We start from the raw sequence: 22,914 nt of genomic DNA, 5'->3' as shown, positions 1-22,914 counted from the left end.
CACTTCCCTTCCGCACGGCCAAACGTCCAGTGTGCCTCAACCGCGGGTGATCAGGTCCGGTCGGCCGGGGGCTCCGCCAGGCGGCGCAGGTGCGGTCCGTACTCGGGGTCGGCTAGGGCGTGCGCGAACTGGGCGGTCAGATAGGCCAGCGGGTTGCCGGTGTCGTACCAGCGGCCCTGGATGACCTGGCCGTAGGCGGCCTTGGCGGCGGCGTAGGCGTTGATGGCGTCGGTGAGGTAGATCTCGCCGGTGCGGTGTTCGTACCAGGCGCTGGTCTGCTTGCGCAGTTCCTCGACGATCCCCGGGGTGACGACGTAGCCGCCGATGGCCGCGTAGGCGGAGGGCGCGTCCTGCGGCTCGGGCTTCTCCACCAGGCCGGTGATGCGCAGCAGCCCGTCGCCGAGGTCCTCCTTGACGCGGGGGACGCCGTAGCGCTGGGAGTCGGCCGGGTCCATGGGGAGCAGGGCTAGGACGGGGCAGCTGGTGGCCTCGTAGGCGCGGATCAGCTGCTGGGCGCGCGGGATCTCGGCGACGAAGACGTCGTCCGGCCACAGGACGAGGATCGGCTCGTCGCCGGTGTGGCGGGCCGCGTTGAGCACGGGGGTGCCGTTGCCGTACGGGCCGTGCTGGTCGAGGTAGGTGATGTGGCCGCGCCGGGACAGCTCGGCGACCTCCTCGACGGCGTCGGCGTAGGCCGTCTTGCCGTCGGCCCGCAGCTGGGCGACGAGTGCGGGATTCGGCCGGAAATGGTCCTGGATCAGGCCCTTGCCGCCGGAGACGACGATCGTGATGTCGGTGATCCCGGACGCCACCAGCTCGCGGACGGTGTGCTCGATGACCGGCTTGTCGCCGACCGGCAGCATCTCCTTCGGGATCGCCTTGGTGAGGGGGAGGAGGCGGGAGCCCAGCCCGGCGGCGGGGATGACTGCGCGGCGGATCGTCGTGGCCATGGGGTCGGTCCCTTTCGTCGGTCGCGGTCCGTCGGGAGACTGCCCCTCTCGGGCCGCGCGGAGGCATGCGGAGGTCGGGTTCACGCCTCGTCGGCGAGCTCGGCCACTCCCGTCACCCGGTGCAGCGGGTAGGTCCGTACCTCGTCCGCGGTGTGGTCGTACGCCGTCACGAAGCCGCCCTCGACGCGGATGGGAGCGATGACGCGCTGGCTGGCGGAGCCCTCGGCGTTGACGTACCCGATCCACAGCGCCTCGCCGGTCAGTACGGCGGCCTGCATGGTGGCGAGGGTCTCGGCGGAGCCGGTGCGGGGCAGGTCGCCGCCGGCGAGCGGGGCGGCGGTGGGCTTGCGCGGGGCGGTCGCGGCCAGGTCACCGGCCCGGATGGCGCGGATCGCGGCGGCGAGAAGGGTGGGGTCCGGGGCCGGCGGACCGTCGGGGACCGGCTCGGGGGGTGTGCGCAGCGGGGTGCGGTGGGCGTCGGCGCGGGTGATCAGGACGTCGCCCTCGGCGGACTCGGCGGCCGGCGCGAAGCCCATCGCGCGCAGGCCGTCCAGGAGGGCGGCCGGGGCGGCCTGGGTGGCCAGCACGGTCGGGGCGAGGCGGCGCAGGCGCAGGGCGGCGGCCCGCTTGTCGGCCATGATCTCGTTGAGCAGGGCGTCGTCGTCGCAGCGCACGTACGCCGAGGCCGCGCCGACCCTGAGGTGCCCGTGCTTACGGGCCACGTCGTCGATGAGGTACGCCAGCGGCTGGGGGACCGGCGTACGGGAGTGCGCGGTGAGGAAGGCGTGCAGGTCGGCGGCGGTCTGCCCGGCGTCCAGGGCGCGGCGCACGGAGCCGGGCGTGAACCGGTAGACGGTCGCCCCGCCCTTGGACTCGACGTCCGCGAGCACTCCGAGCATGTCGGCGAGCGGCCGCTGCAGGGGGCCGGGTGCCACGGCCGTGAGGTCGGCCTGGAGCAGCACGTGGTCGAGGGGTTCGGGCAGCAGGGGGGCGAGCAGCCGGGCGGCGGCCGCGGAGGCGACGGCCTGCTCGGTGGGGGAGAGGGGCTCCACGACGACCGGCGTGTGGTGCACGGGGAGCTTGTCGCCGGGCCCGGAGGACTCCGCCGCCCTGGCGGTGGGCGCCGGCGCTCCCAGCAGGGCCCGGCCGTGGGCCGACAGCGCTCCGCGTCCCGTGATCCCCAGCAGTTCCGCCTCCGACAGCGTCCAGCGGGCGAGCCGGGCGCGCAGGTCGTCCTCGCGGCGCTGCGGGCGTTCCCAGGCCAGGCGGGCCAGCACCGACTCGGCCGACGGGGCGGTGCCCTCCGGCAGCCCGGCCAGCAGGGTCAGCACCCGGTGGCGCACCTCAGGCGCGGCGGACCGGTCGAGGCCCGGGCCCAGCGCCGACAACGTACGGTCCTTCGCGTCCCGCCCGCCCACCAGCCCCGCCGTCCGCGTCGCCGTCAGCCAGGCCTCCGCGAGCCGGGTCCAGCGCAGGTCGGCGGGCTGTTGAAGCCACTCGTCGTGCGCCGGGGTCGCCGCGAACCGTTCGTCGGCCTCCCCGTCGGACGCCAACAGCCCTGCGGCGTAGGCGAGTTCGACCCAGAAGGCGGCGACGGGCTCGGCGACGTCGAGGGCGACGGCGGTCCGCTTGAGGTCCCGCACGCTCAGGCCGCCCGCGCGCAGCACCGCGGGGCCGCCCTCGTCCCAGTCCTTCAGCAGTTCCTCGACCGTGGCCAGCGCGGTGTACGCCTGCCCGGCCGCCGTCGCGTCCACAACCTGTGGACGGTGTGCGGCCGTCGCCTCAAGGGCCGGCGGCATCGGCTCGGTGGTGCGGTGCGCGCGGCCGGAGCGCAGGTGCAGGGCCACCTCGCGGGGCAGGACGACGGTGCCGGGCGCGGTGGGCAGCAGCAGCCCGCGGTCCAGCAGCCAGCGCAGCCGGGGTGCCGGGTCCGCGGTGACCTGGCCGTATGGCGGCCCCCACACCAGCCGGTCGAGCACCTCCCGGGACTCCGCGGGCGCCTCGGCGAGCAGCGCGGCCATGCGGGCGCGGTCGCTGAACAGGCCGGTCAGCGCGGCGACCGCGGAGACCGAGTCGTGCGTCGAGGCGAGCCCCGCCTTCGTCACGATCTCCTGGACGCGGCCCGGCGACATGCCCGCCGTGGCCTCCTGCACCGTGGGCCCGAGCCCCGTCGGGGACGGGTGCTGCGCGGACGGCGCGAGCAGTTCGCGGGCCGTCCGCACCAGCCGCAGCCGCTCGTCGTCGCCCCACACCAGGGCCTGCGCGCGCAGGGTGCCCAGGGCGCGGGGGAGCGCGGCGGCGACGGCCGGATCGCCCTGGTCGCCGGTCATCAGGCCGAGCAGTTCCCCGTACGACACCGGGTCCCCGGCGACCGCCAGCGCCTGTGCCGTCTGCTGCGCGAACCGGTCCAGCCGTTCCAGGGCCCGCACGACCGAGGCCCGGGTACCGGCCCGGGTGGCCAGCTGCGTGAGGTCGGTGGGCACGGGGGTGATGAGATCGGGGCGGGCACGCAGCAGCTCCGACAGGGAGGCGTCGTCCCTGAGCCGGAGCGCCTCTGCGAGGGAACGTGGGCCGGGGGTGCTCATCTGACCCACGTTAGCGGGTACGAGATGGGGGCGTTCCGCAACGAAAGGTGCGGACGGGCGGAGAACGGGGTGTTCACCTGCGCTACCGTCGTTGCGACGGGGTATCCAACGCACCCGCCCCGGAGGGGACTTCGTGGGTATCGAGAGCGACAAGGTCGTCTACGAGTATCTGAGCCGCGTCGGCGACGTGGCGCAGCAGCGGCAGTTGCCCTCGGCCGCCCGGATGCGGCTGGTCTCGGAGCTGCGCAACGAGATCGACCGGCGGCGGGCCAAGGCCACCGTCGACAGCCCGGCCGCGGTGCGCCGGATCATCAACCGGCTCGGCAGCCCCGACGAGGTCGTCGACGCGGCCGGCGGCGCACCGTCAGGGGGAGGCGCGGCGACCCCCACGCACGTGCCGGTGCAGCGGGACGACGAACCGGCGGGAGAGGAACCGCGCAAGGGCCTGCGCCGGGTCGTACCGCGCCCCCGCCCGAGCGGACCGGTACCCCTGGACAAGCCGTCCGGCCCGTCCGACGCCCCCTCCCCGCCGCACCTCGCCGGAGCCCACGAACTCGGCGGCAGCGCGACCCGGCCCGACTGGTGGCGGGTGGACAGCGCGCGGTTCGGCGACAGTCTGCCTCCGGGCTTCGTCGGCGGTGTGGAGATCCCGGACCTGCTCAGTGCCCCGCGCCCGCAGGAGGAGCGGGAGCAGGCACCCGCGACCGAGAAGGCCGAGAAGGCCGGGAAGACCGTCGAGCCCGTGGCGGAGGTGGTGCCCGAGGCCGGCGCGCCCGTCGCCGTCCGCCGCCGGCTCCTTCCGCTGTCCTCCGGCCACTGGAGCAACCCGCTTCTGCTGATCGCCGCCGGACTGCTCGTGGCCGGGGCGGTCCTCGGGAACTGGTTCGCCCTGCTGCTCGGCTGGCTCATCGCCTACGCCTCCCGCCGCCTGACCCAGAACGAGTCCAAGTGGGCGGTCGTCGGCATGCCCGGCCTGGCGGTGACGGCGGGTGTGGTGTGGCTGTGGGGCCGCAACGAGGGCCGTTGGGGCGACCCCATCGCGCACGGGCACATGAACGACGCGATCTCCCAGACCTGGCCGTGGGTGGTGCGGGGCGCGGCGGTGCTGTCGGCACTGTTCGTCGTGTGGCGCTCGCAGCGCAAGGCGTAGGCGCGCGGACGAGGTACGTGGAGGTCACACCCGGCGGACGGCCGGCCGTCGTAGGGGCCGGGCACAATGGCCCATATGGCCACCACGACCCAGCCCGCCCTCACCGTCGGCTTCGACCTCGACATGACCCTCATCGACTCCCGGCCCGGCATCCACGCCTGCTACCGGGCGCTGTCCGAGCGGACGGGGACGTACATCGACGCCGACCTCGCGGTCACCCGGCTCGGGCCGCCGCTGGCCGAGGAACTGGTCAACTGGTTCCCGGCGGAGCGCATCGAGGAGATGGCCGATCTGTACCGGTCGATGTATCCGACGATCGCGATCGCCGCGACGCCCGCGATGGCCGGCGCGCGCGAGGCCATCGACGCGGTGCGGGCGGCCGGCGGGCGGGCGATCGTCGTGACCGCCAAGTACGAGCCGAACGCCCGGCTGCACCTGGAACACCTCGGCATCCGGCCCGACGAACTGGTCGGTGACCTGTGGGCCGAGGGAAAGGCGCCGGCACTGCGCGAGCACGGCGCCGGGGTCTACGTCGGCGACCACACCGGCGACGTGCGCGGGGCGCGCACGGCCGAGGCCCTGTCGGTGGCCGTGGCGACCGGACCGTGCAGCGCGGAGGAACTGGCGACGGCCGGCGCGGACGTCGTTCTCGCCGATCTCCTGGAATTCCCGGCCTGGCTGGCCGAATACGACCGGTCCGACTCCTATCGGCCCGCCCGCGCCTGACGCCGCCCGGCCGCGATCGAGCGCAGCACTCCGGCGGCGGCGATCAGGAAGCCGACGCCCATGAGCATGCTCAGTCCGAACATGAACGTGGGAAATGGCTTCGCGTGCAGGAGCAGCGGAGCCACTGTGACCAGAGTGGCCACGGCGCCGATGAAGAACACGATGGCGCCGGCACGGATCAGTCGGTCACCGGGCGCGGCGGAATTCGTTTGGGTTTTGTCACGCACCGGACCAGGGTAGTTCCCAGCGCGAAGGAACAACCCGGCGACGTCTTGTCACCGGCCTGAAGACCATTAGCCTTGGTACCGGCGGGTCCGTGACGACCCGCCCAAGTGCTATCAAGAGCCGTTTCCGAAGCAGTTTTCCGACGAGTACGAGGACGAGGACAGACGTGCCTACCGGCAAGGTCAAGTGGTTCAACAGCGAGAAGGGCTTCGGCTTTCTCTCCCGTGACGACGGCGGTGACGTCTTCGTCCATTCCTCGGTCCTTCCCGCCGGAGTGGAGACGCTCAAGCCCGGCCAGCGAGTGGAGTTCGGCGTGGTCGCCGGACAGCGCGGTGACCAGGCCCTCTCGGTGACGGTTCTGGATCCGACCCCGTCGGTCGCGGCGGCCACCCGCAAGAAGCCGGACGAACTGGCGTCCATCGTCCAGGATCTGACGACCCTTCTCGAGAACATCACTCCGATGCTCGAACGGGGCCGCTACCCCGAGAAGACCGCGGGAAAGAAGATCGCCGGGCTGCTGCGGGCGGTCGCCGACCAGCTCGACGTGTAACACCGCGGACCGGCCGGCATGGGCGAGATACGGACCGACTCCGGCGCCGGGGCCACCACCGCGGCCCCGTCCGCCGAGTTGCTGGAGCGCATCCGCAAGCAGCGCCGCCAGACGCTGGAGCTGCTCACGGTGTCCGCCGTCGGCCTGGTCCCGTGGACGATCCTGCTGTGGTTCACGCTGCCCAGCGGCTACACCGTCCGCCAGTGGCGCACTGCCTGGGTCGGCTTCGACGCCCTGCTGGTGCTCGCGATGGCGTGCACCGCGGTACTCGGCTGGCGCCGCCACCGCGCGGTCGCCGTGGCGGCCACCGCGACCGCGGCCCTGCTGCTGTGCGACGCCTGGTTCGACGTGTCCCTGGCGCTGGGCACCCCGGACGTATGGCTCTCGGCGGCCCTCGCGGTGGTCGTGGAGGTCCCTCTGGCGGTCTTCCTCATCCGCAAGGTCCTGGCCATGCTCTCCCTGGCCCACTGGCCACCGCGCACTCCTTTGGGAGACGGTGACCGGGAGGCTTTGAAGGGGCGCGGGGAACGGCGCGACTAGCCCCGACGGGCCCACGGCCGCGTGACGGCGGACCGTGGCACCCCGGTGGGCGCCGTCAGGGAAACTGCAACGCCTCCGGTCCCAGCGCCGGGACCAGCCCCTCGGCCGCCGCCCGCGTCAGCAGCCCCCGTACCGCCGCGTAGCCGTCGTCGCCCAGCTCGGCCGTGAACTCGTTGACGTACAGCCCGATGTGCTGGTCGGCGACGGCCGGATCCATCTCCTGCGCGTGCTCCATGACATACGGCCGGGACACCTCGGGCGCGTCCCAGGCAGCCCGTACGGACGTACGAATGGACTCGGCCAGCGACTCCAGCGTCCGCGCGCCCAGCGACCGCTTCGCGATGATCGCGCCCAGCGGGATCGGCAGCCCGGTGGTGTCCTCCCAGTGCTCGCCCATGTCCGCGAGCTTGTGCAGCCCGTATTTCTGGTACGTGAAGCGCGCCTCGTGGATGACGAGACCGGCGTCGACCTTCCCGTCCCGCACGGCGGGCATGATCTCGTGGAAGGGCATGACGACGATCTCGCCGACCCCGCCCGGCAGGGTGTCCGCCGCCCACAGCCGGAACAGCAGATACGCCGTCGACTTCTCGCTCGGCACCGCCACCGTGCGTCCGGTCAGGTCGGCGCCGGGCTCCCGGGTCAGGACCAGCGGCCCGCAGCCCCGCCCCAGCGCGCCGCCGCACGGCAGCAGGGCGTACTCGTCGAGGACGTACGGCAGAACCGCGTACGACACCTTCAGCACGTCGAACTCGCCGCGCTCGGCCATGCCGTTGGTGACGTCGATGTCGGCGAAGGTCACGTCGAGGGCGGGGGCGCCGGCCACCCGGCCGTGGGCGAGGGCGTCGAAGACGAAGGTGTCGTTCGGGCAGGGCGAGTACGCGATCCGCAGGGGCTGCTCACTGGTCATACGGGTTCCAACTCTCCAGGACGGGCACGAGCTTCCCGAAGGCCGTCGTCAGGGCGGCAAGGGCGTCGCCGATGCGCCACGCGGCGCGGTCGCGCGGACCGACGGGGTTGGAGACCGCCCGGATCTCCAGCACGGGCACATGGTGGGCGGCGGCCGCCTCGGCCACCCCGAAGCCCTCCATGGCCTCGGCGAGGGCACGGGGGTGGCGGGCGCGCAGCTCGGCGGCGCGCCCGGCGGTGCCGGTGACCGTGGAGACGGTGAGCACCGCGCCGGGGCGTGCGCCGGTCGCGCTCACGATGTCTCGTACGAGTGTTTCCGGCGGACGGTGGGTGACGGTTCCGAAGCCGAGTTCCGTCACCGGCACGAACCCGTCGGCCGTCTCGGCCCCGAGGTCGGCCACGGTGATCTCGTCGGCGACGACGAGCGAGCCGACGGGCGCCTCGGGCGGGAAGCCGCCGGCGATACCGGCCGAGACGACCAGGCCGTAGGGGGCGCCTTCGAGGGCGGCGGTGGTGAGCGCGGTGGCGGTGGAGGCGGCCGCGAGGGCGGGTCCCACCCCGGCGGCGATCACGGTCACCGCGGTACCGGTGAACGCCCTGGCCACCGCGTCCCGTTCGATCGGGACGGCGGTGGCGACCAGGACACGTACCGAGGACGTGATCAGTCGTCCTTCTTCAGCTTGAACGACCACAGGCCCGTCACGCCGGTGCCGTTCTTCTTGCCGTCGCCGGCCTTGATGGACACGAGCGTCGAGTTGCCCGTGGCGCCGTACTGCTGGTTGAAGAAGACGCTGCCCGGGATGGTGCGGTAGGTCTTGTCGCTGTCCTCGGTGAGCGGCTGACCGTTCATCAGGATCGTCCACCGCTTGTCGGCGATCTTCGGGTCGACGCCGAAGCGGACCGTCTCGTCGGGGTCGACCTTGATGGACTTGAGGTCGGAGTCCTTCAGGCACTTCGCCAGGTCCGTGGTGTTGAGGTTCTTGCTCTCACCACCGCACGTGGCCTCCGAGCTCACCGAGGAACGGCCGACCGTGACCGTCGACAGCGGCGTCGGCTTGTCACAGGCCGACAGGACGAGCAGTCCGGCGGAAACGGCGCCGGCGACGGCGACGGCGCGGCGGCGTCGCACAGCGGATTGCATGAAGGTCATGGCGGAAGGCTATAGGGAGCGCCTGACGCTCTCCTTACCTGGGGTGCGACCTGCCTGTGTGTTACGCCACGCGGGGCGTCGTCCCGCCCCCGTGCCCGGCCGAGCTCAGCAGCCCGCGCACCGTCGTCACCCAGCCCGCGGCGAGGACCGCGGCGGCCAGGCACAGGCCCGCCGTGCCGTTGAGCGGCATCACGATGCCGACCGCGCCGCCCAGTACCCAGGCCATCTGCAGCATGGTCTCCGAGCGCGCGAACGCCGAGGTGCGCACGAGCTCCGGCACGTCCCGCTGGATCAGCGCGTCCAGGGACAGCTTGGCCAGCGCCAGGCAGAAGCCGGTCGTCGCTGTGAGACACGCCACGAGGAACGCGCCGAAGAAGATCGCCGCGACGATCGCCGCGCCCAGCACCACGGCCAGGACGGTGACGATGATGATCTCCGGCGCCCGCTGCCGCAGCCACGCCCCGACCGCCGTGCCGAGCGCGTTGCCCGCACCGGCCGCGACCGCGACCACGCCCAGCGACACGGCCGCGCTGGAGCCGGTCAGCGGGTGCTCGCGCAGCAGGAAGGCGAGGAAGAAGGTCAGGAACCCGGAGAGCCAGCGCAGGGCGGCGTTGGCGCCGAGCGCGTGGGTGACCGCGATGCCGACCGTGCGCAGCCCCGGCCGCTTGACGGGCTGCCGGTGCGGGCCGTGCAGGTGGGCCTCGTCCGCGGCCAGCAGCGCGATGTCCTCGCCCTTGGCCGAGTCGACCTTCGGGGCCAGGGTGAAGGACAGGAACATGCCCCAGATGTAGATCACGAAGGCGCCGTAGAGCGGCCAGCGCGGTCCGATGGCGTGCAGCCCGGCGCCGACGGGGGCGGCCACGCCGGTGGCGAGCAGACCGCCGAGGGTGACGCGGGAGTTGGCCTTCACCAGCGAAAAGCGGGGCGGAAGCAGCCGGGGCACGACGGCACTTCTCACCACGCCGTACGCCTTCGACGCGACCAGCACGCCCAGCGCCGCCGGATACAACTGCAGGCTGCCCGTGGAGACGGCGCTGGCGATGATCAGCGCGAGCAGGGCGCGGGCGAGCATGGAACCGGCCATCGCGGCGCGGCGGCCGTGCGGGAGCCGGTCCAGGAGCGGGCCGACGACGGGGGCGAGGACGGTGAACGGCGCCATCGTGATGGCGAGGTAGAGCGCGACGCGCCCGCGTGCCTCGTCCGTCGGCACGGAGAAGAAGACGGTCGAGGCCAGCGCGATGGTGATCATCAGATCGCCCGCGCCGTTCACGGCGTGCAGTTCGATCAGCTTGCCGAGCCCCGACTCGCCCGCCCCGTGCGCGTGCGTGGCCTTTCTGATTCCCCGGGCGGTTCCGGTCACCGGGAAGTGCAGGGCACGCCCGACGGCGCGGACGGACCCGCCGAACCGGCCCGAACCGCCACCACGACTGCTGCCCTTGATCCCACCGACCCCGGTGGTTCCTTGGGGCGTCCTTGCGGCTGCCACTCCGTCATAGTGCCCCGAGAAGGCCGTGTGTAGTGCGGTTACCGCGCGTATGGACGTGTACTTGCCGCGTCGCGGGACCATCGCGGGACGAGTGGACGGGGCCAAACGTCCCGTCGGTGTAGGCCAGGAGGTCGCGAGAAGGTAGCGTGCGTAGCGCGTCGTGGCGAACGTTCTCGGCCGCGCGCCTCACGGACATCCCGCAGAATGGATGCATGAGGTGCGCCCGAGCGCGATCGGGTGTGGACGTCGACGCGGTCCTTCGGTCCGCTCCGTCCGCTCCCGCCGCCTTCAGGCCGGCGCACCCGAGTGACGGCGTAGGAGAGAAGCGATACCTGTGAGCGCAGCGACAACGCGAAGCCGCACCCCCGACCGCCTGTGTGCCGAGGCCGTCGACCTCGCCCGCGCCGCAGCCGAGGAGGCCGCCGCGCCCGGCGTGGTGGGTGAGCACGCCGGACTCGTCTCCGAGGGCGACCGTGTCGTCACGCACTTCTTCGAGTGCAAGGAGCTCGGGTACCGCGGCTGGCGCTGGGCGGTGACGGTCGCGCGCGCGTCCCGCGCGAAGATCGTGACCCTTGACGAGGTTGTCCTCCTCCCCGGCCCCGACGCGCTGCTCGCCCCCGAGTGGGTGCCGTGGAGCGAGCGGCTGCGCCCCGGCGACATGGGGCCCGGCGACCTGCTGCCCACCGACGCCGAGGACCTGCGCCTGGAGCCCGGCTACTCCGGCGAGGACGAGCCGCCGCCGGCCTCCCCGGTCTCCGAGGAGATGGCGGAACTGGTGGAGGCGGAGGACGCGGAGGTCACCGGGGACGCCCCGGCGAACCTGCACGTCGTCCCGTCCCGCGGCACGATCGCGTCGGTGGCGGAGGAACTGGGCATGCGCCGGGCCCGGGTCCTGTCGCGCTACGGCCTGCACATCGCCGCGGACCGCTGGGAGGAGGCCTACGGCGCGAAGACGCCGATGGCCCAGGCGGCCCCCGCGGCCTGCGTCAGCTGCGGTTTCCTCCAGCCCATCGGCGGCTCGCTCGGCCAGGCCTTCGGCGTCTGCGCGAACGAGTTCTCCCCGGCCGACGGCCGTGTGGTCTCCCTCGCCTACGGCTGCGGCGGCCACTCGGAGGCGGCGGTCATGCCCAAGCCGCCGGTCCCGCCGCCACCGGTGATCGACGAGACCAGGGTCGACCCCTTCCCCCTCCGCCCGTCCGCCGACTCCGGCTCGGTCTCGGTCCTCCCGGACGAGGACACGGCGGAACTGGGCCACTCCTAGCCGACCGCCTCGACCCACTGCGGTTCAGGCCGGGCCAACCCGCTCGGCGATCGGTCGAGCCGGCGGGTGCGGGTCGGGGCGGGCCTTCGGCGGCCGGTCGGTTGAGCTGGTGCCGTTCGGGGTTGGGGCAGGCGGTCGGCGTCTGGTCGAGCCGGCGGGTGCGGGTCGGGGCGGGCCTTCGGCGGCTGGTCGGTTGAGCTGGTGCCGTTGGGGATCGGGGCAGGCGGTCGGCTCGTGGAGTCGGCGCTGTGTGGGCCGGGTAGATCACTCGGCGGCCGGTCGAGCCGGCGCTGTGCGGGCCGGGGCAGTCAGACTGCTCGGCGGCCGGTCGGATCGGCGCCGCAGGCTCTGGGTGGGCGGCCCGTTGCCTCGGCAGAGGCCGCGGCCGGTGGACGGTCGGGCTGTCGCCCCGACCGGCCCGTGGACGTGTGCCGTGCCCCACGGCGGTACCTTCGTGCTCACGTCGACGAGGAGAGTGAACGTGAGCAAGTTCGTGCGGCCCGCCGCCGAGGGCGCGGACCCCTTCGGGACCGCCCGTCTCAGGCGCGGCGTCCTCGATGCCTGGGCGACCAGCCCCGCCCGCTTCCGTGAGGACGCCAACGCCGAGGAGGACCTGGTCCTCGGCGGCTACCGGGACCGGCTCGTCGTCGAGCTCGCCCAGAACGCGGCCGACGCCGCGGCCAGGGCGGGAGTGCCCGGCCGGCTCCGTCTCACCCTCCGTGAGGGCGTCCTCGTCGCCGCCAACACCGGCGCCCCGCTGGACGCGGCCGGCGTCGAGTCGCTGGCCACCCTGCGCGCCTCGGCCAAGCGGGACACCGTCGAGGGCGCCATCGGCCGGTTCGGCGTCGGCTTCGCGGCCGTCCTCGCCGTCACCGACGAGCCCGCCATGGTCGGCCGGCACGGAGGCGTGCGCTGGTCCCTCGCCGAGGCCCGCGAGCTGGCCGCCGACACCGCCCGGCACAGCCCCGGGCTCGGCGACGAGATCCGCCGCCGGGACGGGCACGTGCCGCTGCTGCGGTTGCCGTTCGCCGCCGAGGGCACCGCCCCGGCCCCGTACGACACCGCCGTGATCCTCCCGCTGCGCGACGCCGCCGCCACCGACCTCGCCGAGCGGCTGCTGAACGCCGTCGACGACGCCCTCCTGCTCGCCCTCCCCGGCCTTGCGGAGGTCGTGGTGGAGACGGACACCGTCCGCACCCTCGGCCGCACCGCCGACGGCCCCTTCACGGTCGTGGAGGACTCCCGGGACGGCACCACCCGCTGGCGGACCTCGTCCGCGCACGGCCCCCTCACCCCGGACCTCCTCGCCGACCGCCCGGTGGAGGAACGCCTGCGCCCCCACTGGTCCGTGACCTGGGCCGTGCCCGCCGACGCCGACGGCAGCCCGGTCCACCCGCGCACCAGCCCCGTTCTGCACGCCCCCACGCCGAGCGACGAGCCGCTGGGCGTGCCCGCGCTGCTCATCGCGTCCTTCCCGCTGGACACCACCCGCCGCCACGCCGCCTCCGGCCCGCTCACCGACTTCCTCGTGCAGCGCGCGGCCGACGCGTACGCCGAACTGCTCGCCGAATGGCGGCCGGTGGGGGAGGGCATCATCGGGCTCGTCCCCGGCCCGCTGGGCAAGGGAGAGCTGGACGGCGCCCTGCGCGCGGCGATCCTGGAGCGGCTGCCGCGCACGGAGTTCCTGCCGCCGGCGGCCGAGCCCACCCGGGCCGGCGCCGTGGACTCCGGCCTCGGCGGGCCGGCTCGGGGCGGCGGCTCCGATTTCGGTGCGCCCGCCCTGGAAGCCGGCTCCCGCCCGTCCGACTCCTTCGGGGCCCGTGCCGTCGAATCCGCCGGGCAACAGGAAACGGACCTGCCCGAGTCCCTGCGCCCGCGCGACGCCGAGGTCGTCGAGGGCGCCGGTGCCGACACCGTCCGGGTGCTCGCCGAGGTGCTGCCGACCCTGCTGCCCGCCGGGCTCGAACGGCGCGTGGAGCTGCGGACGCTGGGCGTCGCCCGGGTGCCGTTGACGGACGCCGTGGACCGGCTGGCCGGGCTGGAGAAGGAGCCCGGCTGGTGGCGGCGGCTCTACGACAGCCTCGCCGGCGTCGACCCGGACCGGCTCTCCGGGCTTCCCGTACCGCTGGCCGACGGCCGGACCACCATCGGCCCCCGGCAGGTCCTGCTGCCCTCGCCGGACGCGGCCCGCATCGACCCGGAGGTCCTCGCCCGCCTCGGCCTGAAGGTCGCCCACCCGGACGCCGCCCATCCCCTCCTGGAGAAGCTGGGCGCCCTCCCCGCGACGGCGCGCGCCGTCCTGACCACTCCGCAGGTCCGTGCCGCGGTCGCCGCCTCCCTGGACGACGAGGGCGGCATCGACTGGGAGCAGGACGCGCCGGACGCGGAGGAACTGGCCGACACCGTCCTCGCCCTCGTGCGGGACGCCGGTCTTGAGCCGGGCGACGAGCCCTGGCTGGGCGCGCTGGCCCTCCACGACGAGGACGGGGAGCTCGCGCCCGCGGGCGAGCTCGTCCTGCCCGGCAGCCCCTTCCACCAGATCATGCGCGAGGGCGAACTGGCGTGTGTGGACGCCGAGTTGGCGGAGCGGTGGGGTGAGCAGCCGCTGGCGGCCTGCGGTGTGCTCGCGAACTTCGCGCTGGTGCGGGCCACGGACGTCGTCCTCGACCCGGACGAACTGGAGCCGCGCGACGGCGACTTCGCCGAGCCCGACGACGCCGGTCTGCTCGACGCCGTGGACGTGTGGAGCGAGGACGTCCTCGACCGCTTCCCCGACGCGCCGGTACCGCCGGTCGCCACCGAGCTGGTCGCCGTACGCGACCTGGACCTGGTGGACGACGACAAGTGGCCGCAAGCGCTGTCGTTGCTGGCCCGGCCGCCGTTGCGGGACGCGCTCACCCAGCCCGTGCGGATCCTGCTGCACGACGGCACGCACGAGGTCGTACGGCCGTACACGGCATGGTGGCTGCGCGGGCACCCGGTCCTCGACGGCCGCCGTCCCGCCGGCCTGCTGGCCTCCGGCGGCGACCCGCTGCTGCGCGGCCTGTACGACGAGGCCGACGCGACCGGCTTCGACGACGAGCAGGTGCTGCGGGCGCTGGGCGTGCGGACGTCGGTCGCCGCGCTGCTCGACGAGCCGGGCGGTGCCGCCGAACTGCTCGACCGTCTCGCCGACCCCGACCGGCAGGTCACCGGCGCCCAACTGCACGCTCTCTACGGCGCGTTGGCGGACCTGGACCCCGAGCAGGTCACCCTGCCCGACGAGTTGCGGGCCGTCGTCGACGGGCGGGTGGAGGTCGTGGACGCGGCCGACGCGGTGGTCTGCGACTCGCCCGACCTGCTGCCCTTCACCGAGGGCGTCCCGCTGCTGCCGGTACGCCCCGCGCGGGCGGCCGAGCTGGCGGAGCTGTTCCAGGTGCGGCGGCTGAGCGAGTCGGTGACGGGAGGGGTGGACTCCGAGGGCGCCGAGCACGACGTGCCGGAGTCGGTGCGGGTGCTGCTGGGCCCCCGTACCCCGTCGACGTACGTCGAACACGACGAACTCGTCGTGGACGGCGTGGCGTTGGACTGGCGTCTGACCGGCGACGGCGTCCTGCACGCGGCCACCCTGGAGGGCGTCGCCGCGGGCCTCGCCTGGGCGGCCGGCCAGTGGCCGCGCCGCTTCGAGGTGGCGGCCCTGCTGGAGGACCCGTCCCGCACGGAGGAACTGGCCCGGGACCGCTGGTTCGACTGACGCACCCCGTCGTCGTAACCGGACGTCCATGATCTCAAAATTTCCCGCACAAATTTTTTACGTCTGTACAACCATTCCCTTCTCTCGTGGATCTGATCACGCGAGTCAACAGACTCTCTGATCACTTGGGCCCCGGCCGGCCGGGGGACGACCACCGTCCGGGGTCCCACTCCACGTGGGGAACACATGCGTATTCGTGCCACCGTGGCCGCCCTCTCCGGCGCCCTGGCCATCACCGCCCTCGCCGTGCCCGCGGCGCACGCCGACGAGGTCGAGGGCGACACCGCCATCTCGAACGTCGTGGTGAACGGCGGCAAGGCGGTCGTCGTCGGACCGACGGCCACAAAGACGATCACCGTCAGCTTCACCGTCAAGGACGCCTCCGGCGTCGACTGGGCGCAGGCCATCCTGTACCACGGGGCGAACATCGACTCGTCGGACAGCGGCGCCGTCGCCAACAGCAGCGACCACCGCGCCACCTGCACCGCCGTCAACGCCACCACCTCGACGTGCAAGTCGACCTTCGACATGGAGCCCGGCTACAACCTCATCAACAAGGTGGCCGGCAGCTGGAAGGTCTGGGCGATCGCCACGGGCAAGGACGCCGACTACGTCCAGAAGGACAACGCCAAGTCCTTCTCCGTCCAGCGCGCCTCGAAGCTGACGGCCAACGCGTCGCCGGAGCCTGTGACCAAGGGCAAGACCATCACGGTCACCGGCAAGCTGTCCCGCGCCAACTGGGAGACCGGCGCCTACGCCGGCTACTCCGCCCAGCCGGTGAAGCTGCAGTTCCGCAAGAGCGGCTCCAGCACCTACACGACGCTGAAGACCATCACGTCGAACTCGACGGGCAACCTGAAGACCACGACGAAGGCCACGGCCGACGGCTACTTCCGGTACTCCTTCGCGGGCACCTCGACCACCCCGGCGGTCAGCGCCACCGGTGACTACGTCGACGTGCGGTAAGCGGCGTCACCCGCCTGCAACACCCCCTCCTTTTCATCCGAGGACACACATGCGTATTCGCACCACCGTGGCCGCCGTCACCGGCGCCCTGGCCCTGGCCGCTCTCGTCGTGCCCGCCGCGCAGGCCGCCGACGGCCCCTCGCTGGGCAAGGACGACATCGCCCGGGCCACCCAGGCCGTCAAGCAGGCCGCGCACACCAAGTCCGCCTTCACCACGGCCACCGCCGACACCGGCACCCCGTACGCGATCAACCTCACGTTCTCCAACGTGAAGATCAACAGCGGCAAGCCGATCGTCGTGGGCGTCGCGAACAAGGTCTCCGTCCCGGTGACGTACACCGTCACCCACGACGCCGGCTTCGACGTCAACGACCCCGCCGTCTGGCTGGACGTGGAGATCTACCGCGGCTCCTACGACGACCCGGACAACCTGCTCTTCGGCGACGACTGGCCGACCTGCACCGACACCTCGTCGACCACCGCCAGCTGCAAGGGCACCGTCGACGTCTACCCGGACATCGACCTGCTGGGCAACGCCGACGCCACCACCTGGAAGGCCGACGGCTACGCCATCGACTGGAACGACCAGGACCCGACGTCCGAGGACATCGACTTCAGCAAGGTCGGCTTCGCCTCCCAGGACAACCTTGGCACGACCAGGCTGCAGCGCTACTCGAAGCTGACGGTCAACGCCTCGCCGGAGCCGGTGACCAAGGGCAAGACCGTCACGGTCACCGGCAAGCTGTCCCGCGCCAACTGGGACGACCTCAAGTACCACGGCTACACCAACCAGTCCGTGAAGCTGCAGTTCCGCAAGAGCGGCTCCAGCACCTACACGACGCTGAAGACCATCACGTCGGACTCGACGGGCAACCTGAAGACGACGACGAAGGCCACGGTCGACGGCTACTTCCGGTACTCCTTCGCGGGCACCTCGACCACCCCCGCGGTCAACGCCGCCGGTGACTACGTCGACGTGAAGTAGGCGTGAAGTAGGCACAGAGCAGGCGTGTTGGGGCGGATTTCGTCCGGGATTCGCAATGAGTTCGCAATCCTCGGACAAAAATCCGCCCCATCCGTACAACCCCCCACATCCGTCACGGATCTGATCCCGTGAGCCAACAGGCTCCACAATCACTTTCTCCAACTGGGGAACACATGCGTATACGTGCCACTGTGGCCGCCGTCTCCGGCGCCCTGGCCCTCACCGCCTTCGCCGCGCCGGCCTCGCAGGCCGCCGGCTCCGCCACCTACCAGGCGGAGACCGCGAAGATCCTCGCCGCGCACGGCAGGACCACGTTCGGCGCCACCACCGCCACCACGGCGGCCGACCTCGGCGTCACCTTCTCGAACCTCAAGATCGCCTCCGCGATCAAGGTCGGCACGACGAACCACGTCAGCACCACGGTCACCTACACGCTGACCCACGGGGCGAACTACGACCTCTCGTCGGACGACTTCGACAACGGCCCGATCATCTACAAGGGCACGCTCGACAACCCGACCAACGTGCTCGGCGGCGTGGACCCGGCGACCTGCACCCCGGTCACCGACACCACCGCCAACTGCTCGGGCAAGATCGACATCTACCCGGCCGACGGCGACCTGATGAACGCCGACGCGGGCAAGTGGTCGGCCGCCGGGCTCGCGGTGCAGTACAGCACCAACGACTACTCCCTGCAGGGCGACCTCGGCTCCACGCTGGTCCAGCGCTACTCCAAGCTGACGGTGAACGCCGGTCCGGAGCCCGTCTACAAGGGCAGGACGATCACCTCGACCGGCAAGCTCTCCCGGGCCAACTGGGAGGACAACGCGTACCACGGCTACACCAACCAGCCGGTGAAGCTGCAGTTCCGCAAGGCCGGTACGAGTACCTACACCACGGTCAAGACGGTGTACTCGGACAAGTACGGCAACGTGAAGGCCACCGCCACCGCGGCGTCCGACGGCTACTGGCGCTTCCGTTTCGAGGGCACCTCGACCACCCCGGCCGTCTCGGCGACCGGTGACTACGTCGACGTGAAGTAACCCGGCACGCGAACGCTAGGCGGGAAAGCGGCGGTCGACCCACTTCCACAGGAACTCCAGGGCGACCGCCGCCACCGCCGCGATGCCGACCGCGATCCACGGCATCGTCACGCCGACCAGCTTCAGCGCGAAGAAGTGCTGCAACGACGGCACGACGAGCACGAAGAGGAACGCCACGCCCATCGAGGCGACCAGCGCGATCCGCCACCAGGTGTAGGGACGGGCGATGATCGCCAGAACCCACATGGAGATCAGGAAGAGCGTCAGGGTCGCCGCGCTGGTCTCCGCGTCCAACTGACCGGCCCCCGTGTAGTGGTGACGGGCTATCAGATATGTCACGAAGGTCGCGACCGCGGCCACCACCCCGCCCGGCACCGAGTACCGCATCACCCGCCGCACGAAGTGCGGTTTCGCCCGCTCCTTGTTGGGCGCCAGGGCGAGGAAGAAGGCCGGGACACCGATGGTCAGGGTGGACAGCAGCGTCAGGTGACGGGGCAGGAACGGGTACTCGACCTGCCAGCAGACCACCAGGATCGCCAGCAGCACGGAGTAGACCGTCTTCACCAGGAACAGGGTCGCCACCCGCGTGATGTTGCCGATGACCCGCCGGCCCTCCGCCACCACCGAGGGCAGGGTCGCGAAGCTGTTGTCGAGCAGCACGATCTGCGCCACGGCCCGCGTCGCCTCGGACCCCGACCCCATCGACACCCCGATGTCGGCGTCCTTCAGCGCCAGAACGTCGTTCACGCCGTCGCCGGTCATGGCGACGGCGTGCCCGCGCGACTGCAGCGCGCCCACCATGTCCCGCTTCTGCTTCGGGGTGACCCGCCCGAAGACGGTGCCCTCGTCGAGGGACTTCGCCATCTCCTCCTGCTCGGACGGCAGCGCGCGGGCGTCGACCGTGGTGCCGGTGAGCCCGAGTTTCGCCGCCACCGCGCCCACCGACACCGCGTTGTCGCCGGAGATGACCTTGGCCTGGACGTCCTGCTCGGCGAAGTAGCGCAGGGTGTCGGCCGCGTCGGGCCGCAACCGCTGCTCCAGCACGACCAGGGCGGTGGGGCGGGAACCTCGCGCCGGCTCGGGGTCGCCCAGCTCGCGCCGCGTGCGGGCCAGCAGCAGCACGCGCAGTCCCTGTTCGTTGAGACGCTCGGTCTCCGCGAGGGCCGGGTCGTCGTCGGCGAGCAGGACGTCCGGCGCCCCCAGCAGCCAGGTACTGGACTCGCCGTTGCCCTCGCTGAAGGCGGCCCCGCTGTACTTGCGGGCGGAGGAGAAGGGCAGCGCCTCGGTGCAGCGCCAGTCCTCGACGTCCGGGTAGGCGTCGATGACGGCCTGGAGCGAGGCGTTGGGGCGCGGGTCGGACTCGCCGAGCGCGCCGAGCACCTTGCGGACGTAGGACTCGTCGGCGCCCTGCAGCGGCCTGAGCTCGGTGACGTCCATGCCGCCCTCGGTGAGGGTGCCGGTCTTGTCGAGGCAGACGGTGTCGATGCGGGCCAGGCCCTCGATGGCCGGAAGCTCCTGGACGAGGCACTGTTTTCGGCCAAGTCGGATGACGCCGATGGCGAAGGCGACGGAGGTGAGGAGCACCAGCCCCTCTGGGACCATGGGCACGATCCCGCCGACCGTGCGGGCGACGGAGTCCTTGAACCCGTGCTGCTTGACGAAGAGCTGGCTGACGACCAGCCCGATCGCGGTCGGGATCATCATCCACGTGACGTACTTGAGGATCGTGGAGATGCCGGTGCGCAGCTCGGAGTGGACGAGGGTGAAGCGGGAGGCCTCCTCGGCCAGTTGGGCGGCGTAGGCCTCGCGGCCCACCTTGGTGGCCTGGAACGCGCCGCCGCCGGCGACCACGAAGCTGCCCGACATCACCTGGTCCCCGGGCCGTTTGACCACCGGGTCGGCCTCCCCGGTCAGCAGCGACTCGTCGATCTCCAGCCCGTCGGCCTCCACGCACACCCCGTCGACGACGGCCTTGTCGCCGGGCCCGATCTCGATGAGGTCGTCGAGCACGATCTCCGAGGTGCCGACCCGGGCGGCGACCCCGTCCCGCCGCACCGTGGGACGGGCCTCCCCGATCACGGCGAGCGAGTCGAGGGTCCGTTTCGCACGCCACTCCTGGATGATCCCGATGCCGGTGTTGGCGAGGATCACGTACCCGAACAGGCTGTCCTGGAACGGCGCGACGAACAGCATGATCAGCCAGAGCACGCCGATGATCGCGTTGAACCGGGTGAACACGTTCGCCCGGACGATCTCGCCGATCGACCGGCTGCTGCGCACCGGTACGTCGTTGACCTGTCCGCGGGACACCCGCTCGGCGACCTCGGCCGCGGTCAGACCGCGTGCCGCCACCGGCGTGCGGGGCGGGTGCACGGGGTCGAGTTCGGCGCCCGCGTCGATGTGGGTCATGCATTCGACGGTACGTGCGGATCTACGGCTTCACCCGCCGAGTGCGCGGAAGATCCGACCTGGGGAGGAGCGAAGTCGTGCGGTGGTCGTACGGCCTATTCGGCCGGTTCCGGTCCCGCGGCGGCCGACCTCCTGATCGCCGCGTCCCGCTTCCTGACGAAGTAGACGCCGTACAGGCCGAGCACACCCCCGGCCAGACACGTCCACAGCCACCACGTGTGTCCGTGGTCGTCGAACCAGCCGTAGAAGGGGAGCTGGACGAGGAAGAGGACGAACCAGAGGATCGTGCCGCCGGTGATGACCGGGACGACGGGGCCCTCAAGGGGCTCCGGCGCCTCGTGCTTGGGGGTCCACTTCGTCATGGGCACAGCTTACGAGGCGGGAGGGCGCGGGGGGAGACGGGCGGGGTGAGAGCGGGTCTACGCGCGGAGATAGCGTTTACCGGATTCATATGTTCATACTGAAACCGTTTCCGTCTGTCCACTTCTGCTCGTAGGAACATCCAATGCCCACCTCGGCTCCCGCCAAGGCCACCGCCCCGCAGCAGCCGGGGAACACCCCCGCCTCGGGTGCGCTCGACCGCCACTTCAAGATCTCCGAGCGGGGCAGCACCCTCGCCCGCGAGGTCCGCGGCGGCTTCGCCACCTTCTTCGCGATGGCCTACATCATCGTGCTGAACCCGATCATCCTCGGCAGCGCGAAGGACATGTACGGGCACCACCTGGACAACGGCCAGCTGGTCACCGCCACCGCCGTGACGGCCGCCTTCACCACCCTGCTGATGGGCGTCGTCGGCAACGTGCCCATCGCGCTGGCCGCCGGCCTCGGCGTGAACTCGGTCGTCGCGCTCCAGCTGGCGCCCCGGATGTCGTGGCCGGACGCCATGGGCATGGTCGTCCTGGCGGGTCTCGTCGTGATGCTGCTGGTCGCCACCGGCCTGCGCGAGCGCGTCATGAACGCCGTCCCCTACAGCCTGCGCAAGGCGATCTCGATCGGTATCGGCCTGTTCATCATGCTGATCGGGCTCGTCGACTCCGGCTTCGTCTCGCGCATCCCGGACGCCGCCCAGACCACCGTCCCGCTCCAGCTCGGTGCCGACGGTCACCTCAACGGCTGGCCGGTGCTGGTCTTCATCCTCGGCGCGCTGCTCACCCTGGCGCTCATCGTGCGCAAGGTCCCCGGCGCGATCCTGATCTCGATCGTGACGATGACGGTCCTCGCCGTGATCATCAACGCGGTCGCGAAAGTGCCGTCCTGGGGTCTGACGACGCCCAAGTGGCCGGGCAACCCGCTCGCGACCCCCGACTTCGGCCTGATCGGCAAGGTCAGCCTGTTCGGCGGCTTCTCCAAGGTCGGCGTGCTGACCGGTGTCCTGTTCGTCTTCACGGTCCTGCTGTCGTGCTTCTTCGACGCGATGGGCACGATCATGGGCGTCAGCGACGAGGCGAAGCTGACCAACGCCAACGGCGAGATGCCGGGCATCAACAAGGTCCTCTTCGTCGACGGCATCGCGGTCGCCGCGGGCGGCGCCAGCTCCTCCTCCGCCACCACCTGCTTCGTGGAGTCCACGGCCGGCGTCGGCGAGGGCGCCCGCACCGGCTTCGCGAACGTCGTGACCGGCGCGCTGTTCGCCGTCGCGCTGTTCCTGACCCCCGTGGCCACCATGGTCCCCTCCCAGGCGGCCACCCCGGCCCTGCTCGCGGTCGGCTTCCTGATCCTGGCCGGCTCGGTCAAGGAGATCGACTGGGCGGACTACACGATCGCCATCCCGGCCTTCGTGACGATGGTGATGATGCCGTTCACCTACTCGATCACCAACGGCATCGGCATGGGCTTCCTCACCTTCGCCGTCCTGCGCCTGGCCGCGGGCCGGGGGCGGGAGGTCCCGGTGGCGATGTACGTCGTCGCGGCGGTGTTCGGCTTCTACTACCTGATGCCGGCCCTGGGCCTGACGTGAGCACCGCTCACGTGACCCCGTAGAATTTCTCCGTCTCCTCGACGGCGGTCTGGAACCGCTCGTCGAAGTCGTCCCGAATGAGCGTCCGGACCACGTAGTCCTGGACGCTCATTCCTCTTTTGGCCGCACGGTCCCGGAGCCGTTCGAGCAGCTCCCCGTCCATCCGCAGGCTGAGCACGCTGGTCCCCATGAGGACGAGGGTCGCGGGCGGGTGCGGGGTGGCGTTCACTTTCCGCATCCGTCTCACTCGTACGGGTGATGGTTCGGTTGAGTGGCCGGATTCACGGGAATC

General features: G+C 72.0%; 20 protein-coding genes. 10 read left to right on the top strand and 10 right to left on the bottom strand.

The window, feature by feature from the left end:
• Positions 1 to 50: 50 nt before the first annotated feature.
• Together FBY22_RS38985 and FBY22_RS38980 are read right to left on the bottom strand one after the other, a co-directional pair.
• Positions 51 to 950, bottom strand: coding sequence for a UTP--glucose-1-phosphate uridylyltransferase (locus FBY22_RS38985; RefSeq protein WP_142152988.1), 900 nt, complete (start codon positions 948 to 950; stop codon positions 51 to 53).
• An 80-nt stretch (positions 951 to 1,030) separates the two neighbouring features.
• Positions 1,031 to 3,535 carry a helicase C-terminal domain-containing protein gene (locus FBY22_RS38980; RefSeq protein ID WP_142152986.1) on the bottom strand — a complete coding sequence of 835 codons (2,505 nt, stop codon included), beginning with the start codon at positions 3,533 to 3,535 and terminating at the stop codon, positions 1,031 to 1,033.
• Positions 3,536 to 3,668: 133 nt separating this feature from the next.
• Here FBY22_RS38980 and FBY22_RS38975 point away from each other — a divergent pair, with 133 nt between their 5' ends.
• Together FBY22_RS38975 and FBY22_RS38970 are read left to right on the top strand one after the other, a co-directional pair.
• Positions 3,669 to 4,685, top strand: a complete 1,017-nt coding sequence (locus tag FBY22_RS38975; RefSeq protein ID WP_142152984.1) for a hypothetical protein — start codon at positions 3,669 to 3,671, stop codon at positions 4,683 to 4,685.
• 75 nt (positions 4,686 to 4,760) lie between these two features.
• The gene (locus FBY22_RS38970) at positions 4,761 to 5,411 is read left to right on the top strand and encodes an HAD family hydrolase (RefSeq protein WP_399212693.1); all 651 of its coding nucleotides are present in this window, start codon (positions 4,761 to 4,763) and stop codon (positions 5,409 to 5,411) included.
• Here the strand turns inward: FBY22_RS38970 and FBY22_RS38965 are convergent.
• The gene (locus FBY22_RS38965; RefSeq protein WP_058924653.1) at positions 5,390 to 5,638 is read right to left on the bottom strand and encodes a hypothetical protein; all 249 of its coding nucleotides are present in this window, start codon (positions 5,636 to 5,638) and stop codon (positions 5,390 to 5,392) included. The two genes, FBY22_RS38970 and FBY22_RS38965, sit on opposite strands and share 22 nt — an antisense overlap.
• A gap of 164 nt (positions 5,639 to 5,802) precedes the next feature.
• On the opposite strand from FBY22_RS38965, the gene FBY22_RS45845 reads away from it, so the two are divergent.
• On the top strand, positions 5,803 to 6,186 hold the full coding sequence (locus FBY22_RS45845) for a cold-shock protein (protein ID WP_058924654.1): 384 nt from the start codon (positions 5,803 to 5,805) through the stop codon (positions 6,184 to 6,186).
• A gap of 18 nt (positions 6,187 to 6,204) precedes the next feature.
• Positions 6,205 to 6,726 carry a hypothetical protein gene (locus tag FBY22_RS38955; protein ID WP_142152980.1) on the top strand — a complete coding sequence of 174 codons (522 nt, stop codon included), beginning with the start codon at positions 6,205 to 6,207 and terminating at the stop codon, positions 6,724 to 6,726.
• Between the two features lie 55 nt (positions 6,727 to 6,781).
• Here the strand turns inward: FBY22_RS38955 and FBY22_RS38950 are convergent, their stop codons facing one another.
• The 4 genes from FBY22_RS38950 to FBY22_RS38935 form a co-directional block, all read right to left on the bottom strand.
• Complete coding sequence (locus FBY22_RS38950; RefSeq protein ID WP_142152978.1) at positions 6,782 to 7,633, bottom strand: 1,4-dihydroxy-6-naphthoate synthase; 852 nt, start codon at positions 7,631 to 7,633, stop codon at positions 6,782 to 6,784.
• Positions 7,623 to 8,324: a futalosine hydrolase gene (locus FBY22_RS38945; RefSeq protein WP_142152976.1), complete on the bottom strand. Its 702-nt coding sequence runs from the start codon at positions 8,322 to 8,324 to the stop codon at positions 7,623 to 7,625. The genes FBY22_RS38950 and FBY22_RS38945 overlap by 11 nt, the downstream gene beginning before the upstream one ends.
• The gene (locus FBY22_RS38940; protein ID WP_142152974.1) at positions 8,294 to 8,782 is read right to left on the bottom strand and encodes a DUF2771 domain-containing protein; all 489 of its coding nucleotides are present in this window, start codon (positions 8,780 to 8,782) and stop codon (positions 8,294 to 8,296) included. Before FBY22_RS38940 ends, FBY22_RS38945 begins: the two co-directional genes overlap by 31 nt.
• Positions 8,783 to 8,843: 61 nt before the next feature.
• Positions 8,844 to 10,268 carry an MFS transporter gene (locus FBY22_RS38935; protein WP_174267404.1) on the bottom strand — a complete coding sequence of 475 codons (1,425 nt, stop codon included), beginning with the start codon at positions 10,266 to 10,268 and terminating at the stop codon, positions 8,844 to 8,846.
• A gap of 334 nt (positions 10,269 to 10,602) precedes the next feature.
• On the opposite strand from FBY22_RS38935, the gene FBY22_RS38930 reads away from it, so the two are divergent.
• From FBY22_RS38930 to FBY22_RS38910, 5 genes are all read left to right on the top strand, one after another.
• The gene (locus FBY22_RS38930; RefSeq protein WP_142152972.1) at positions 10,603 to 11,529 is read left to right on the top strand and encodes a DUF3027 domain-containing protein; all 927 of its coding nucleotides are present in this window, start codon (positions 10,603 to 10,605) and stop codon (positions 11,527 to 11,529) included.
• A gap of 481 nt (positions 11,530 to 12,010) precedes the next feature.
• Positions 12,011 to 15,262, top strand: a complete 3,252-nt coding sequence (locus FBY22_RS38925) for a sacsin N-terminal ATP-binding-like domain-containing protein (protein WP_142152970.1) — start codon at positions 12,011 to 12,013, stop codon at positions 15,260 to 15,262.
• A 186-nt stretch (positions 15,263 to 15,448) separates the two neighbouring features.
• A complete protein-coding gene (locus FBY22_RS38920) occupies positions 15,449 to 16,228 on the top strand; it encodes a calcium-binding protein (RefSeq protein ID WP_142152968.1) in 780 nt (259 codons plus the stop codon).
• 49 nt (positions 16,229 to 16,277) lie between these two features.
• Positions 16,278 to 17,213: a hypothetical protein gene (locus tag FBY22_RS38915; RefSeq protein WP_142152966.1), complete on the top strand. Its 936-nt coding sequence runs from the start codon at positions 16,278 to 16,280 to the stop codon at positions 17,211 to 17,213.
• Positions 17,214 to 17,386: 173 nt separating this feature from the next.
• The gene (locus FBY22_RS38910) at positions 17,387 to 18,256 is read left to right on the top strand and encodes a hypothetical protein (protein WP_142152964.1); all 870 of its coding nucleotides are present in this window, start codon (positions 17,387 to 17,389) and stop codon (positions 18,254 to 18,256) included.
• Positions 18,257 to 18,271: 15 nt separating this feature from the next.
• Here FBY22_RS38910 and FBY22_RS38905 read toward each other — a convergent pair whose 3' ends face one another.
• Both FBY22_RS38905 and FBY22_RS38900 read right to left on the bottom strand, forming a co-directional pair.
• Positions 18,272 to 20,665: an HAD-IC family P-type ATPase gene (locus FBY22_RS38905; protein WP_142152962.1), complete on the bottom strand. Its 2,394-nt coding sequence runs from the start codon at positions 20,663 to 20,665 to the stop codon at positions 18,272 to 18,274.
• Positions 20,666 to 20,760: 95 nt separating this feature from the next.
• The gene (locus tag FBY22_RS38900; protein WP_142152960.1) at positions 20,761 to 21,027 is read right to left on the bottom strand and encodes a DUF2530 domain-containing protein; all 267 of its coding nucleotides are present in this window, start codon (positions 21,025 to 21,027) and stop codon (positions 20,761 to 20,763) included.
• A gap of 143 nt (positions 21,028 to 21,170) precedes the next feature.
• Between FBY22_RS38900 and FBY22_RS38895 the strand changes: the two genes are divergently transcribed.
• Complete coding sequence (locus FBY22_RS38895; RefSeq protein WP_142152958.1) at positions 21,171 to 22,622, top strand: NCS2 family permease; 1,452 nt, start codon at positions 21,171 to 21,173, stop codon at positions 22,620 to 22,622.
• A 7-nt stretch (positions 22,623 to 22,629) separates the two neighbouring features.
• Here FBY22_RS38895 and FBY22_RS38890 read toward each other — a convergent pair whose 3' ends face one another.
• On the bottom strand, positions 22,630 to 22,860 hold the full coding sequence (locus FBY22_RS38890) for a ribbon-helix-helix protein, CopG family (RefSeq protein WP_142152956.1): 231 nt from the start codon (positions 22,858 to 22,860) through the stop codon (positions 22,630 to 22,632).
• Positions 22,861 to 22,914: the final 54 nt, after the last annotated feature.

Source organism: Streptomyces sp. SLBN-31 (assembly GCF_006715395.1).
Lineage (GTDB): Bacteria > Actinomycetota > Actinomycetes > Streptomycetales > Streptomycetaceae > Streptomyces.
This window is presented reverse-complemented; position numbering and strand designations above follow the sequence as displayed.